Below are 13,786 nucleotides of genomic sequence, written 5' to 3'. Positions count from 1 at the left end.
AGCTTTTACCTAATAATTGGGCGTGTATCCACGGGCTGCGCCTTGAGGGGCGCCTCGCTGATATAGCAAACAGGCGGCTTTCATATGGCGCTCAATATCAAATACCGTTCGCTCAAGGCATTTCTTTACGCGGTGGAGGCCGGCTCGTTCACGCTGGGCGCAAGCCGCCTGGGCGTGACGCAACCCTCGTTCACTGCGTTGATCCAAGACTTGGAGCACGTGCTTGAGCTGAAACTGTTCGAACGCAATACCCGCACCATTGCCTTGACAGCTGCCGGCGCCGAGCTGCGCGATCGCATCCAGCGCCCCATTGCCGACCTTGAAGAGGCCTACCGCAGCATGGGAGACTTGGCTGCGGTGCGCCGCGGGCAAGTCGTCGTCGGCGCCCTGCCTTCAGCTTCGTTGATGCTGGTGCCGCCCACGCTGTCCGCACTGCGCGTCAGCCATCCTGGCCTGGAAACCCGCGTGGTCGAAGCCTATAACGACGAGCTGCTGAACATGCTGCGCACCAATCAGGTCGAGTTTGCGATTGCGGCGCAATTGGGCGACATGGCCGATATGGCATTCGAGCCACTGCTGGACGACACCTTTTGCGCCGTGTACCCGCCGGGGCATCCTATCGGCGACCTCGATTCGGTTGCCTGGAATGACTTGACGTCACACCAGCTTGTTCTGCTGTCGCCCGGCTCTAGTGCGCGCAGCCAATTCGACCAGGCGATCCGGCTGGCGCCGGCGCCCGCGCTGCTGCATTACGACATCACCCATATGACAACGGCGGTCGTGCTGGTGAAGCAAGGGCTGGGCATTGCCGTGCTGCCCCGCCTGCCGCTGAGCGCATTGCCCATGGGCAAGCTGCAACACCGGGCTATCGACGAAGAATCGGCCCGTCGGCGCATCGGCGTGGTCTATCGCCAGAACCGGCACTTGTCGCCGGCCAGCCGCGCCTTCATCGCGCAGCTCAAGGCCGTCGCCGCCGCGACGGCGATCGACCCCTGAAGCGCGAGAAAGACCTCAGGCGCGGCGCACGCCTTCTATGACGGCCTGCCCCGTCTTGCGGATGTGGGTGGTCATGGCCTGAACCAGGCGATCCAGTTGACGGCTTTCGAGGGCACGCATGATCTCTTCGTGTTCCAGCATCGATTCGTGCCAGCGGTCCGGATCGAGGTTGGCCAAGTAGCGCGCACGGGAGATCTTGAAGCCCAGCTGAGTCTCCAGGTCGATCAGCACACCGTTGCCGGCGATGCGGGTCATGTAGCGGTGGATATCCTGGTTCAGGCTGAAATAGCGGTCGCGCTCGCCGTTGTTGCCGGCGGCCAGCATTGCCGCATGCATGGCACGCAGTTCAGCCAGGTGCTGCTCGGTGACATTGGCCAGCATCAGTTCGGCGGACAGGCGCTGCAGCGTGCACAGCACCTGGAAGATTTCCGCCAGTTCGTCGACGTCGATATCGGTGATGCGCGCGCCTTTGTTGGGCAGGATTTCGATGAGGCCTTCCTGGGCCACTACTTTCAGCGCTTCGCGCAGAGGCGTGCGCGAGACATCGAAAAGGTCGGACAGATATTGTTCCTGGACGCGACTGCCAGGCTTGAGTTCCGCCCTGAGTATAAGTTGCCGTATCTGGTTTGCAATAGCCACGTACAGCGGCTCGCGCTTGAGAGGAAAGATGGGCTGCCGGCTCAGATCTTCCGCCGGCATGCCTTCAGACACGCCAACACTCATGGTTTTTCCTTATAGGGCCGCATCGTGCCCTGTAGCGAGGCGCCGCCATCCGGCGAACGCACGCAAATAATTATTGTCAAGTCAATTGCGCTTGGCTAGAATTATCTCACACTGCATCTTGTATACAAAATTAAAAACACAATCTACAGCAGTCTGCGGCAGCATCAGCAATTAGCCCTTCGCGTTGGAGACAAGCGCACCATGAACAGAAAGCTGCTTGGCATGATCACGCCGTCCTCGAACACCGTGCTCGAGCCCTATACCAGCGCGGTCCTCGGGGAGCTGTTCCCCCGGGTCACCGCCCATTTCCAGCGGTTCATTGTGCGGGAGATATCGTTGTCGTCACAGGCTCTGGCCCAGTTTGACAATGAACCTCTGCTCGAGGCGGCGCAGATGCTGCAGGACGCACGGATGGACGCCATCGCCTGGAGCGGCACCGCCGCCAGTTGGCTGGGCTTCGAGGTGGACGAAGCGCTGTGCAAGGCCATTACCGCACGCACCGGGGCCCCAGCCACCACGAGCGTGCTGGCCCTGAATGAAGCACTGGAGCGCACCGGCGCACGGCGGCTTGGCCTGGTCACTCCTTACCTGGGTTCCGTGCAGGAGGCCATCGTGCGCAATTACGAGCGGGCGGGCTATACCGTGCCCGCCGAGGCGCACCTGGAAGACAAGGGCAATTTCTCGTTTTCCGAATATGACGAAACCACCCTGCGCAAGATGGTGCTCGAGGTCGCCAAGGCGCGCCCCGACGCCATCACCATTCTTTGCACCAACCTGCGCGGGGCTCGCCTGGCCGCGCAGGTCGAGGCGGAAATCGGCATCCCGGTCTATGACTCGGTCAGCCTGACCGTCTGGAAATCACTGTTGCTGGTCAACGAAGACCCCGGCCAGATCAAGCGCTGGGGCCGCCTTTTCACCAACCCCGATCTCGGCCTTACACCACACCGCACAAACATCGCCGGGATCGCCTGAATCAGGTCTGAACGCAGGAGGAGACGCCATGCAAAACCTGACACGCTGGACGGCCGCCATCACAGGCGCCGCAACCCTCGCCCTCGGGGCTGCAGCATTCGCGCAGGCGCCCATGCGGGTAGTCGGCAACTTTTCGGGCAACAAAATCCACGTAGAGGAAGTCGAGCGGCCCTTTTTCCAGGACCTGGAAAAAACCATGGGCATGCAGATGGTCTACAACCCCATGGACGCGATTGGCGTGAACGCTGCCGACGCGCTGCGCATGATCAAGTCGGGATCGTTCGACATCATGTCGGTGCAGATCGGCATGGCCGCCCGCGACGACCCATTCTTCGAGGGTATCGACCTGGCCGGCGTCGCCGCTGACCTGAAGAGCCAGCGCGCCGCCGCGAAGGCATTCAAGCCGAAAATGGACGAGCGGCTGCAAAAGCGCTTCAACGCCAAGCTGCTCACCCTCTGGCCCTTCGGCCCGCAGATGATGTTCTGTAACGGCGATATTAGCTCCGTCGACGACCTGAAGGGCAAGAAGGTGCGGGTGTTCACCGCGTCGATGTCGCGGCTGGTGGAGGCCCTCGGCGCCACGCCTGTCACCCTGCAGTTCAGCGAGGTATACCTGGCGCTGCAGCGTGGTGTCGCGGACTGCGGTGTCACCGCGCCAAGCGCCGGCAACAGCGGGAAATGGCCTGAGGTCACCAAGGTGTTCGTGCCGCTCTCGCTGTCTTACTCGGTGCAGGGCCACCTGATGAACCTTGACCGTTGGAACTCGCTCACGCCTGACCAGCAGAAGACGCTGCAGGTCAAGTTCGACGAGATGGAAGCGCGCATGTGGGACATCGCCGCCGACTATAACGACGACGCGATCCGCTGCAATACGGGCCAGCAGGATTGCAAGCATCATGGCCGCTACGACATGAAGCTGGTCGATGTCGGCGGCAAGAACCGCGACCGCATTGTCGAACTGACCAACAAGGTGGTGCTGCCGCCCTGGGCCGAAAGCTGCACCCGCGGCTACAAGGAGTGCGTGCCGGTATGGAACGAAACGGTCGGCAAGGCGACGGGCTTCAGCATCGCGCCGCCGGCCAAGTAAGGGCCAAGCAAGGCCTGAACGGCCATCACCTGCACGGCGCGGCGGCACCTGTCGCCGCGCCGTGCCCGGCATCATGGCTTGACGCGCCGGCCCTGCCGGCAAGCCCTATCGCCCTGCCGCAAGGAGACATCCATGTCTGGCAAACCTTCCCGAACCGCCTCCCGGATCATCGAGGCCGGCGCTCTGATCGCCGGCTATGCGACATTCATTCTGTCGCTGTTGATCGCCATTGAGGTCGTGTCGCGCAAACTCTTCAACTTCTCATTGCAGGGCGTGGACGAGATCGGCGGCTATGTGCTGGCCATCGGCGTCAGCTTCAGCCTGGCCTATGCCTTCATCATGCGTGCCCACACACGGGTCGACGTGCTGCTGTTGAAGCTGGGCGGGCGCGGCCAGGGCTTGTTCAATGTGCTGGCGACATTGCTCATTGCCGCCCTTGCCATTTTCTTCTGTTGGCAAAGCATCCGCACATTGCTCGAAACACTTGAATATGGCAGCCGCGCTTCCACGCCGCTGCAGACTCCGCTGTGGATACCCCAGTCGTTGTGGGTGGCCGGTCTGGCCGCCTTCGCGGCCGTGACGCTGGCCTATGCCCTGCGCGGGATCCAGCTGCTGGCACGCGGCAATACCAACCAAATTAACCGCGAACTGGGGCCGCGCACGGCCGAGGAAGAGCTGCAGGAAGCACTGGAGGACGTGAAAGCCACCACGGGCGAACCCCGCGTCGCCAGTGATACAGAAGGAGCCCTGTCATGATCACGATTACCGGAATCACCGGCGGCTTCATCCTGATGCTGGCCCTGATGGCCCTGGGCGCCCACGTGGCAGTGGCAATCTTCTCGGTGGCCACGGTAGGCGCGCTGATGTACCTCACGCCCTCGCTGCTGTTCAACTTCGGCAACAACCTCTGGGGCACGCTGAACGACTTCCTGCTCACCGCCATACCGCTCTTCATCCTGTTGGGCGAGCTGCTGCTGCGCAGCGGCATCACCGAGCGCATGTACAGCGCGCTGTCGTCCTGGCTGCAACACCTGCCAGGCGGCCTGCTGCACACCAACATCGGCGCCTCCTCCGTCTTTGCCGCCATGTCGGGGTCATCGGTGGCAACGGCAGCCACTATCGGTACCGTCGCCCTGCCCGCCTTCCAGCAGCGTGGCTACTCCGAGCGCATGGCGCTGGGCTCGCTGGCGGCCGGCGCCACGCTAGGCATCCTGATCCCCCCGAGCATCAACATGATCATCTACGGGGCCATCACCAACACCTCCATCGGTAAGCTGTTCATTGCCGGCATCTTGCCCGGCATCGCGCTGGCGGGCGCCTTCATGCTCACAATCGCTGCCTGCGCACTGCTGCGTCCGGGGGTGGCCGGTAATGCCGAGCCGCCCGCGCCCGTGCGCGAACGGCTGGCCGCACTGGCCGACCTGCTGCCGCCCGCCTTCGTCTTCTTCATTGTGATGGGCAGTATCTACAGCGGCTGGGCCACGCCCACGGAGGCCGCGGCCTTGGGTGTGGTGGCCGCTACTGCCATCGCCATCTACAAGCGCAAGTTCAGCCTGAAGATGCTGCACGAATGTTTCCTGTCGATGGCGCGCACGACGGCAATGATCATGCTGATCATCATCGGCGCGTACTTCATGAACTACGTAGTGGGCATCATGGGCGTGCCAGGCGCCCTGTCGCGCTGGGTGTCGCAGCTGGGCCTCAGCCCCACCGAGCTGATCCTGGCCCTGGTGCTGTTCTACCTGGTGCTGGGGTGCTTCCTGGAAACGCTGTCGATGATGATCGCGACCGTGCCCATCGTCGTGCCGCTGATCGTCCAGTTCGGCTTCGATCCCGTCTGGTTCGGCATTTTCCTGGTCATCATGATGGAAATCTCGCTGATCACCCCGCCCATCGGCATGAACCTTTATGTGGTGCAGGGCGTGCGGGGGCACGGGTCGATCACCGATGTGATCGTGGGTACCGTGCCCTTCCTGGCGGTGATGCTGCTGTTCGTGTTCCTGATCATCCTCTGGCCGGACGCCGTGATGTGGCTGCCGAACCTGATGAAATGAACACACCTGATCAAATGGCGGCCGCAGCGGCCGTCACTTCATACGATCCAGCGCCCCCGCCAGTGTCTGGACCGTGCGATCGATATTGGCGAGCTTGTCCAAGCCGAACAGCCCGATCCGGAAGGTCTTGAATTCAGCGGGCTCGTCGCACTGCAAAGGCACGCCGGATGCCGCCTGGATGCCGGCTTGGGCGAATTTTTTGGCGGACTGGATGCCGTCGTCGATGGTATAGCTGACCACAACTCCCGGCGCCTCATAGCCCGGTGCAGCGACACTCTTGAAGCCACGTTCAACCAGCATGGCACGCACGCGTTTGCCCAGCTGCAGTTGCTCTGCGCACACCTTGTCGAAGCCATAGGCTTCTGTTTCGGCCATGACGTCCCGCAGCGTAGAAAGCGCGTCAGTGGGCATGGTGGCGTGGTAGGCAAAGCCGCCGTCTTCATAGGCCTGCATAATCTGCAGCCACTTGCACAGGTCGCATGCAAAACTGGTGCTGGTGGTGCCGTCGATGCGTTTGCGGGCCAAGGCGCTGAGCATGACCAGACCACAACAAGCAGGGCCGCTCCAACCTTTTTGCGGGGCGGAGATCAGCACGTCGACACCGGTCGCCGCCATGTCGACCCACACTGTGCCGGATGCAATGCAATCGAGCACCATCATGCCGCCGACCGCATGCACGGCATCGGCAACCTTGCGGATATAGTCGTCCGGCAGCATGATTCCGGATGCGGTTTCCACGTGCGCGGCGAACACCAGATCGGGCCGGCTAGCCTTGATGGCCGCCACCACATCCTCAATCGGCGCCGGCGCGAACGGCGCCTGCGGGCCTGCCTCGACCGGGCGCGCCTTCAACACTTCGGTGTGCGCTGGGATACCACCCATGTCGAAGATCTGTGTCCAGCGATAGCTGAACCAACCATTACGAAGCACCAGGCAGCGCTTGCCGGTGGCGAACTGCCTCGCCACCGCTTCCATTGCGTAGGTGCCGCTACCCGGCACCACAATAGCGGCCTCGGCCTTGTAGACACGTTTGAGCGTTGCGGAGATATCGCGCATCACGCCTTGGAAGGCGGCGGACATATGGTTCAGCGCGCGGTCGGTATAGACCACGGAATATTCGAGCAGGCCGTCAGGATCGACGTCGGGCAGCAAGCCGGGCATGGTGTTCTCCTTTGTGATTCTTGTAATGTGCGACCGGCGCGCAGGTGTTTGACGGGGTAGCGCATGGCGCCAGCATTCAACTGGCGCTTCTGCGCTTGAGGCCGCTTGAGGCCGGCGCCGGGACTGCGATTGATTGTAGAGCATCGCCACGCCGCATACCTTTGCGGCCCCTGCCGATGCGATTGACCCGGCGCATCCTGCGGCAGATGCGCTCGACGGTCACCCGGGCACTGGACCACAGCGATCAAGCCTGTGCGGACAGGCTGCCCAACACTTCCCAGCAGCGCGGGCTGTCCACCATGGACACTGCGACACGCATGTACGACGAGGGGCCCTGGCGCGGCGAGAACAACGCCCCGGGCGCGAGCAGCACGCCTTGCGAAGCGGCACGGCGTGCGAGTTCCTCGGTATCGACGCCGCAGTCGGCCCACACAAACATGCCCGCGTGCGGCTCCTGGCGCACCTGCCAACCCAGTTCGGCGATACGCTTCAGACATAGGCTGCGGGCCTGATCCACGCGTGCGCGCAGGCGAGCCACATGCCTGCGGTACTGGCCCTCGGCAAGAACGCGGCATACCACCTGTTCATTCATTTCCGGTGTCGTAAGCGCACTGAGAAGCTTGAAGTCTGTGAGCTGACGAATCAGCGCCTCGCGCCCGGCTACATAACCCACCCGCAGGCTTGCCGCCAAGGTCTTGGAATAGCCCCCCACCAACATGACCCGGTTCAGGCGATCGAGCGTCGCCAGGCGCACTGGTGCGCCCGGATGAAAATCCGCGTAAGTGTCATCTTCGGCGATCAGAAAGTCGTGGCGTTCGGCCAAGCGCAGGATCTCGTAGGCAACGCCAGGCGCCAGCGTATAGCCAGTGGGATTGTGCACAGCCGAGTTGACAATGAACAGGCGTGGCTGGTGTGCCTGGGCCAGGCGAGCAAGCGCTTCAACGTCCGGCCCGTCGGGGCGCCGGGGAACGCCGATGACGTTGGCGCCGAGCGCCGTGAGGCGGCCGAAGATCATGAACCAGCCAGGGTCCTCGACCAGCACGGTGTCCCCAGGCCGCACCACACAGCGAGCGATCAAGTCCAGGCCATGCGTAACGCCGGCAACCGTCATCAAATTATTATCTGGATGAGCGGGGATGTCTTGCGCCTGCAGCATGGAGGCAACCTGCTGGCGCAAAGGCCGATAGCCTTGCGGCAGCCCATACCCCGAAATGCCACGCCCCAGCGTGCGCCCCACCGAGCGCACTGCGGCGCACACCATGTCGTGATCCAGCCAAGCGGGTGGCAGCAGGCCCGCGCCCGCCGCATCGGGCCCCGACATGCCCGGCTGAAACATGCTGCGCAGCAGAAAGGCGGTATCGAAGGCGGCATCAGGCGCCAAACCGGGGGCGCCGGCATCGTCCGGCGCGCTGGCCAGCCGCACGGGCGGGCAAACGTAGAAGCCCGACCCCCGACGCGACTGCACCAGCCCCATCGCTACCAGCCTGTCGTAGGCCTGCACAACGGTAAAGCGGCTGACCGCAGCCTCTTGCGCCATGGTGCGCACAGGCGGCAGCCGCATGCCAGGCCGCAGGCCGTGGTTGTGGATTTGCCCCGCCAGATGATTGGCCAACTGATCGGCCAGCGAGATACCCGACCGACGCACCGGCGCCCACATGCCCGGCGATGCGCCAAGCGGCACCGGAATGCCCGGCGATGCGGCGGGGCGCCGCACAGCCGTTGCGCCGCCCGCTATGGCTTGTGTTTCGGCCACAGTTGGCTGCGCGGGCGCCAGGTTGCGCGCGTCAGTATCGGTAATTGTCATGGAAAGCACACCAGGCCAGTTTGAACTTTGAACTGTTTAATTGTACCGGTACTGTACCGCTCAATACGGGTAGGATCAATATTGTCGCGGCTTGACGGTGAACAACCGGAACGGCCCCGCGATTTGCCGGGCGCCGCGCGCCCATGACTATTACCCGATGCCATGCGTGTTCCCCCATGACTTCCGATATCTTGCTGTCCCTCGCCCTTTTCATGCTCGTCAGTTCCATCACGCCGGGCCCCAATAACGTCATGCTTACGGCATCCGGCGCTACGTTTGGCTATCGGCGCACCCTGCCCCATATTCTCGGCGTCAGCCTGGGGGCGGCGATTGTGGTGCTGCTCACAGGCGCGGGCGTGGGCGCCGCGCTGCAAGCGCAGCCTGCACTCCACACTGGGCTGAAATACCTGGGCGCCGCCTATCTGTTGTATCTGGCTTGGCGCATCGCCTGCGCCGGCCCCGGCGACGGCAGCGCTGGCGCGACGCGCCAGCGCCCGTTCACGTTTCTGGAAGCGGCTGCGTTCCAGTGGATCAACCCGAAAGTCTGGATGATGGCGATCGGGATCGTGGCCACGTATATGCCGCAGCAAGCTTTTTTCCAGAATCTGGTACTGGCATCGGCGGTGCTGGTGGTGGTGAATTTTCCGAGTGTAAGCGTGTGGGCGCTGTTCGGCAGCGCCGTGGGGCGTTTGCTGGGCCAGGGCCTGGCAATCCGTTACTTCAATGTCTGCATGGCGCTGCTGCTGGTCGCCTCGCTGTACCCCATCCTGGCGCCGGCCTGACAGCGCCTGCAACAACGCCCATGCGCGCGCGGCCACGCCCCTGCCGTGGCGATGGGCGGCATGCGAGCTTGCAGCAAGCCATGCGAGGCGCCGCACGCCAGCCGCGTATCATCGACGCGGCCGGCGCTGGCTCATAGTCAGGCGCCGGCCGGCTCGGCCTGCGCATGCGCGCGCAACGACTTGGCGAACGCCACCGCCGTCATTGTTTCGACGCCGCAGCCGCGCATGTCTTCCAGGAAGTCCTGGTATTGCACCTCGAAGTTTTCCACCGGGCTCATGCAATCGATGAGCAGCACGTATGCGGGCGGACGCTGCGGGCGCAGGTATTCCAGCAGGTGCTCGGTGGTGGCGCGAACACAATGGCTGCCCGCCTCACCCGCGATGACCACGACGTCGGCATGTTCGAGTCGGGCCAGCAAGCCCTGGTTCACGCCGGTGGACGGATCGTTCTCATCAGGCACCTCGGCCTTGACGGCGCTGTAGTGCTCGGTGCCCGGATTCAGGCCCTTGAGTATCTTGCCCACTGGATGGCCGCGTTCTTCTTCCCACTGGTTGTAGGCCGCGCCAACGTCCGCATGCACGTTGTGCCCCCATGTGCCCACCTCGCAATGCGGCGGCCAGATCATGAGCGCATACCGCCCCTGCGCCTCGAGGGCATCCAGATAGGCAAGGGCGCGCTCGCGCCGGGCAGCGTCGCGCGGTACGTAGCGGCCTGCGCGCACATCCTCGGCTGTTACCTGTGTGTAGGGTGGCACTGCGCCGCCATCACCCATCTGCCAGAAAGCAGGGCGCTCAATGCCGACATGATGATGCGTATCGAAGGTGACCGTAATATCGGCAAGCAGGCTGCCATGCGCACGGATGAACTGCGCCAGTCGCATCATGTCTGCGTGCGCACCCGGCACAGGCAGCTTGGGTTCCAGCCGTTCGCCTGCCGGGGAGATAGGGTTGATGCCGCGATATAGCGGCGGCAGGTCACAGAAATCGTTCTGTGGATCGACAATCAAGAGATGGACGTTGTGCTTCACGTTCGACCCCCGCAATCAATGTATTAAAGGCCGCGCCCCGCGGCGCCGCCATGATGAGACTATACACGTCGTTGCGCTACGAACGCGGCGAGGCCAGGCCCAGCAGATCGCCTTCGTTCAGCAGATCGAACACGATATCCAGATTGGCTTCCAGCCCGCGCCGCACCGCAGCGGGGATGGACTTGCGCGTCTTGCGGCACAAGCCCGGCTGCGGTGCGACTTCGATGTGCAGGCCCATGATGGTGCGCACCTCGTTGGGCCCGGGCTCGACCGTAAGTGAGATGCCCAGTTGCTCGTACATACGTGCCTGCATGCGGCGCAGGTCTGCCAAGCTGGACAGGCGCTTGAGCCTGTCCAGCAGCCGGTTTTCTTCTTCGCGCGTCAACATCAGCACCCGCGCGTCACCGCCTGGCTGCGCCAGCAGTTGGTCGCGCTCGCAGATACAGGCGCCGGGCGGACATTGTGTGCGAAGGGAGGACATGGTGGTGGCGAGTACGTGTCAGAAGCAATGCCTATTCTACGATCGCGATGCTTAGTTAGGCCAGGTGGTTCGCTGGCCTTCAGGCCACCTGTGTACTCGGCGGGTACTGCCCTCTCGTGACCTGAGGCAGCGAATCGCGAATTGCGTTACGCTGTGCTTTTTACCCTATCAGGAGTAGCAATATGGCTCGAGCCTCCGCTCGCCACATTCTTGTGGATACCGAAGAAAAATGCCTGGAACTCAAGGCAGCCATCGAAAACGGCGCGGATTTCGCGCAGGTGGCCAAAGAAAACTCGAGCTGCCCGTCCAGCCGCCAGGGTGGCGATCTTGGCAGTTTTGGCCGCGGCCAGATGGTGCCCGAGTTTGATCAGGTGGTCTTCAGCGCCCCCGTCGGCGTGGTGCAAGGCCCAGTAAAGACGCAGTTCGGCTACCACCTGGTTGAAGTCACCGAACGCCAGGACTGAGCACCGCGCGGCGGGCGGCAGGCCTGCCGCACCGGCTGACACCGCCGGCAGCCGGAACCACACACCCTGTGCGCGACGTCCAGCCGCATGTTGCGCGCAGCGGTGCCAGCCCCAGCGCGGGCATTTTTGGGCATGCATCAATTATCGCAGGCATGCAGCACTATGAAATCCATCTCCTATTTTTTTTCCCCGCAGTCCCCGTGGACGTACCTGGGCCATGAGCGGTTGATCGCTATTGCCAAGGCACACAACGCAAGCATCACGGTGCGACCCTGTGCGCTGAACAAGGCGATCTTCCCGGTATCGGGCGGCCTGTCGCTCAAGCAGCGGCCCGTCCAGCGGCTAATGTACCGCCAGGTCGAGCTGAAACGTTGGTCCGAATACTTGCGTATCCCGTTGGCCCTGAATCCGCGTCATTTTCCCGCCGATGAATCGATTGCCTCGCTGATGATCATTACCGCGCTACAACGACACGGCGCCGATGCGGCGCTGCAGCTGACGGGGGCGGTGCTGCGCGCTGTATGGGCACAGGAGCGTGATATTGCCGATGGCGAAACGCTGGCCCAGATTGGCAATGAATGCGGCCTGGACGGCGCCGCGTTGTATGCCGACCGTAGTGAAAGCGAAGAGCTGTATCACCAATACACGCAAGAAGCCATCGACAGAAAAGTGTTCGGCGCCCCCTGGTACATTTACAACAACGAGCCCTTCTGGGGCCAGGACAGGCTGGACTTCCTGGAGCGCGCGCTCGCTGCGGCCGCCTAACGCAAGCAAGCCAGTTCGCGCCTTCTGACGCAGTGTCGCGCATCGCACAGCCTGGGCCGTGCACATATGCGAGCGACGCTGCGTTGCAGAACAAGCCGACGGCAACGCGTGCCCTCGCGGCCACGCCGTTTAATTGCGGCACCGCCGTTGCGCGCGGCGGACCACTGTTTCTCACGCCAGGCTACCGAAGAGAAGGCGCCGCAGCGTGCGCCCGGCGGTCCAGCCAGACCGACAGCAGCAGAAGCAACACCCCCCCCAGTGCCAGCAGGCTGCCCACCCAGCCGGTGGACACCCAACCCAGCCCCGCTGAAATTGCCAGCCCACCCAACAAGGGGCCCAGCGCATTGGCAAGGTTGAATGCAGAATGATTGAGGGCGGCTGCCAGGCCCTGGGCGTCGCGCGCCACATCCATCAGGCGCGTCTGCAGAACAGTGCCCAACGCACCACCCATGCCGATCATAAATACGTTCAGCGACACCGCCCAGACATTGTGCGCCGCCACGACAAACAACAGTGTGGACAGCGCGCTCCAAAGCAGCAAGCCGGCCGCCGTGCGCAACAACGCCTGGTCGGCAAACCAGGGCACAATGATGTTGCCGAACGTCATGCCCAGGCCAAATATGCCAAGCACCACCGGCACCCTGGCCGGCGCTACGCCAGTGACGGCCATCAGGGTATCGGCCAGATAGGTATACACGCAAAAAAGCCCGCCAAACCCTATTGCGCCAACGCCGAGCGTCAGCCATACCTGCCCATGCCTCAGCGCACCCAGTTCGCGCAAAGGGCTGGCGCCTGCCTTGGGCGGTGAGTATGGCGCGACCAGCGCCACCAAGACGGCCGTCAGCAAGCCGGTAAAGGCCACCATGGCAAAGCCCCAGCGCCAGCCCACCGCCTGCCCCAGCCAGTTAGCGAATGGCACACCGATAATAGTGGCCACTGTCAGGCCCAGGAACATGCGCCCCACTGCCTGATTGCGCTTATTGAGCGGCACCAACGAAACAGCCACCAGCGACGCAATGCCGAAATATGCGCCATGCGGCAGCCCGCTCAGGAAGCGCAGCACCAGCATGGTTTCGTAATTAGGCGCGAAGGCACACAGGCCGTTGAACAGCGCGAAGACGCCCATCAGCCAGATCAGCAGCGTGCGCCGGGCCATACGTGCGGCGAGTACGGTAAGTATGGGCGCCCCCACTACTACCCCCAATGCATAGGCGCTGATCACGTGCCCCGCAGCGGGCGCATCCACGCCCAGATCAGGCGCAAAGTACGGCAGCAGGCTCATGGTGGCGAATTCGGTGGTGCCGATGGCAAAGGCGCCGATGGCCAGTACGAACAAAACAAGGCCAGGCGCCGGCGCGCCGACTTGGCGGCGCGATACGGAAGAAGACATGAAGAACCACAGGGCGCCGCACATTGCCGCCAGGCCGGGTGGCCTGCGCACAGGCAGGCGCGGACGCAAACTATTCAGG

General features: G+C 63.2%; 14 protein-coding genes. 8 read left to right on the top strand and 6 right to left on the bottom strand.

What is annotated here, in order from left to right; translation table 11 throughout:
* Positions 1–84: 84 nt before the first annotated feature.
* Positions 85–996 (top strand): LysR family transcriptional regulator, encoded by a 912-nt coding sequence (locus tag LOL23_RS12230; RefSeq protein WP_160981043.1) that lies wholly within the window; start codon positions 85–87, stop codon positions 994–996.
* Between the two features lie 15 nt (positions 997–1,011).
* Here the strand turns inward: LOL23_RS12230 and LOL23_RS12225 are convergent, their stop codons facing one another.
* Complete coding sequence (locus tag LOL23_RS12225) at positions 1,012–1,719, bottom strand: GntR family transcriptional regulator (protein ID WP_237173662.1); 708 nt, start codon at positions 1,717–1,719, stop codon at positions 1,012–1,014.
* Between the two features lie 201 nt (positions 1,720–1,920).
* Between LOL23_RS12225 and LOL23_RS12220 the strand changes: the two genes are divergently transcribed.
* The 4 genes from LOL23_RS12220 to LOL23_RS12205 all read left to right on the top strand — a co-directional run bounded on the left by LOL23_RS12220 (position 1,921) and on the right by LOL23_RS12205 (position 5,832).
* Positions 1,921–2,691 carry a maleate cis-trans isomerase family protein gene (locus tag LOL23_RS12220; protein ID WP_160981047.1) on the top strand — a complete coding sequence of 257 codons (771 nt, stop codon included), beginning with the start codon at positions 1,921–1,923 and terminating at the stop codon, positions 2,689–2,691.
* A 28-nt stretch (positions 2,692–2,719) separates the two neighbouring features.
* The gene (locus LOL23_RS12215; protein WP_237173661.1) at positions 2,720–3,778 is read left to right on the top strand and encodes a TRAP transporter substrate-binding protein; all 1,059 of its coding nucleotides are present in this window, start codon (positions 2,720–2,722) and stop codon (positions 3,776–3,778) included.
* A gap of 132 nt (positions 3,779–3,910) precedes the next feature.
* Positions 3,911–4,534: a TRAP transporter small permease subunit gene (locus LOL23_RS12210; RefSeq protein ID WP_160981051.1), complete on the top strand. Its 624-nt coding sequence runs from the start codon at positions 3,911–3,913 to the stop codon at positions 4,532–4,534.
* Positions 4,531–5,832 carry a TRAP transporter large permease gene (locus LOL23_RS12205; RefSeq protein WP_160981053.1) on the top strand — a complete coding sequence of 434 codons (1,302 nt, stop codon included), beginning with the start codon at positions 4,531–4,533 and terminating at the stop codon, positions 5,830–5,832. Before LOL23_RS12210 ends, LOL23_RS12205 begins: the two co-directional genes overlap by 4 nt.
* A 33-nt stretch (positions 5,833–5,865) precedes the next feature.
* Here LOL23_RS12205 and LOL23_RS12200 read toward each other — a convergent pair whose 3' ends face one another.
* Together LOL23_RS12200 and LOL23_RS12195 are read right to left on the bottom strand one after the other, a co-directional pair.
* Entirely contained in the window at positions 5,866–6,993 is a 1,128-nt protein-coding gene (locus LOL23_RS12200) for an aminotransferase class V-fold PLP-dependent enzyme (protein ID WP_160981055.1), read from the bottom strand.
* A gap of 244 nt (positions 6,994–7,237) precedes the next feature.
* Entirely contained in the window at positions 7,238–8,638 is a 1,401-nt protein-coding gene (locus LOL23_RS12195) for an aminotransferase-like domain-containing protein (RefSeq protein ID WP_369414125.1), read from the bottom strand.
* A 335-nt stretch (positions 8,639–8,973) separates the two neighbouring features.
* On the opposite strand from LOL23_RS12195, the gene LOL23_RS12190 reads away from it, so the two are divergent.
* Positions 8,974–9,579, top strand: a complete 606-nt coding sequence (locus LOL23_RS12190) for a LysE family translocator (protein ID WP_237173660.1) — start codon at positions 8,974–8,976, stop codon at positions 9,577–9,579.
* A 137-nt stretch (positions 9,580–9,716) separates the two neighbouring features.
* On the opposite strand, the gene LOL23_RS12185 is transcribed toward LOL23_RS12190, so the two are convergent.
* Together LOL23_RS12185 and LOL23_RS12180 are read right to left on the bottom strand one after the other, a co-directional pair.
* Positions 9,717–10,607 carry a cysteine hydrolase family protein gene (locus tag LOL23_RS12185; RefSeq protein WP_160981059.1) on the bottom strand — a complete coding sequence of 297 codons (891 nt, stop codon included), beginning with the start codon at positions 10,605–10,607 and terminating at the stop codon, positions 9,717–9,719.
* A gap of 76 nt (positions 10,608–10,683) precedes the next feature.
* Complete coding sequence (locus LOL23_RS12180; protein ID WP_160981061.1) at positions 10,684–11,088, bottom strand: hypothetical protein; 405 nt, start codon at positions 11,086–11,088, stop codon at positions 10,684–10,686.
* A 182-nt stretch (positions 11,089–11,270) separates the two neighbouring features.
* Between LOL23_RS12180 and LOL23_RS12175 the strand changes: the two genes are divergently transcribed.
* Together LOL23_RS12175 and LOL23_RS12170 are read left to right on the top strand one after the other, a co-directional pair.
* The gene (locus LOL23_RS12175; RefSeq protein WP_160981063.1) at positions 11,271–11,552 is read left to right on the top strand and encodes a peptidylprolyl isomerase; all 282 of its coding nucleotides are present in this window, start codon (positions 11,271–11,273) and stop codon (positions 11,550–11,552) included.
* Positions 11,553–11,714: 162 nt separating this feature from the next.
* Positions 11,715–12,317, top strand: a complete 603-nt coding sequence (locus LOL23_RS12170; RefSeq protein ID WP_160981065.1) for a 2-hydroxychromene-2-carboxylate isomerase — start codon at positions 11,715–11,717, stop codon at positions 12,315–12,317.
* Between the two features lie 181 nt (positions 12,318–12,498).
* Here LOL23_RS12170 and LOL23_RS12165 read toward each other — a convergent pair whose 3' ends face one another.
* Positions 12,499–13,707 (bottom strand): MFS transporter, encoded by a 1,209-nt coding sequence (locus tag LOL23_RS12165; RefSeq protein ID WP_160981067.1) that lies wholly within the window; start codon positions 13,705–13,707, stop codon positions 12,499–12,501.
* Positions 13,708–13,786 lie beyond the last annotated feature (79 nt).

The sequence above is a fragment of the Paracandidimonas lactea genome (assembly GCF_021653995.1).
Classification (GTDB): domain Bacteria; phylum Pseudomonadota; class Gammaproteobacteria; order Burkholderiales; family Burkholderiaceae_B; genus Allopusillimonas; species Allopusillimonas lactea.
Note: the sequence above shows the minus strand (reverse complement) of the source record. Positions and strands in the feature narration are given on the sequence as shown.

Bases quoted from the DNA above. Each gene is read 5' to 3' on its own strand.
- LOL23_RS12230 (WP_160981043.1), top strand. From the start codon at position 85: ATGGCGCTCAATATCAAATACCGTTCGCTCAAGGCATTTCTTTACGCG.
- LOL23_RS12225 (WP_237173662.1), bottom strand. From the start codon at position 1,719: ATGAGTGTTGGCGTGTCTGAAGGCATGCCGGCGGAAGATCTGAGCCGG.
- LOL23_RS12220 (WP_160981047.1), top strand. From the start codon at position 1,921: ATGAACAGAAAGCTGCTTGGCATGATCACGCCGTCCTCGAACACCGTG.
- LOL23_RS12215 (WP_237173661.1), top strand. From the start codon at position 2,720: ATGCAAAACCTGACACGCTGGACGGCCGCCATCACAGGCGCCGCAACC.
- LOL23_RS12210 (WP_160981051.1), top strand. From the start codon at position 3,911: ATGTCTGGCAAACCTTCCCGAACCGCCTCCCGGATCATCGAGGCCGGC.
- LOL23_RS12205 (WP_160981053.1), top strand. From the start codon at position 4,531: ATGATCACGATTACCGGAATCACCGGCGGCTTCATCCTGATGCTGGCC.
- LOL23_RS12200 (WP_160981055.1), bottom strand. From the start codon at position 6,993: ATGCCCGGCTTGCTGCCCGACGTCGATCCTGACGGCCTGCTCGAATAT.
- LOL23_RS12190 (WP_237173660.1), top strand. From the start codon at position 8,974: ATGACTTCCGATATCTTGCTGTCCCTCGCCCTTTTCATGCTCGTCAGT.
- LOL23_RS12180 (WP_160981061.1), bottom strand. From the start codon at position 11,088: ATGTCCTCCCTTCGCACACAATGTCCGCCCGGCGCCTGTATCTGCGAG.
- LOL23_RS12175 (WP_160981063.1), top strand. From the start codon at position 11,271: ATGGCTCGAGCCTCCGCTCGCCACATTCTTGTGGATACCGAAGAAAAA.
- LOL23_RS12170 (WP_160981065.1), top strand. From the start codon at position 11,715: ATGAAATCCATCTCCTATTTTTTTTCCCCGCAGTCCCCGTGGACGTAC.
- LOL23_RS12165 (WP_160981067.1), bottom strand. From the start codon at position 13,707: ATGTCTTCTTCCGTATCGCGCCGCCAAGTCGGCGCGCCGGCGCCTGGC.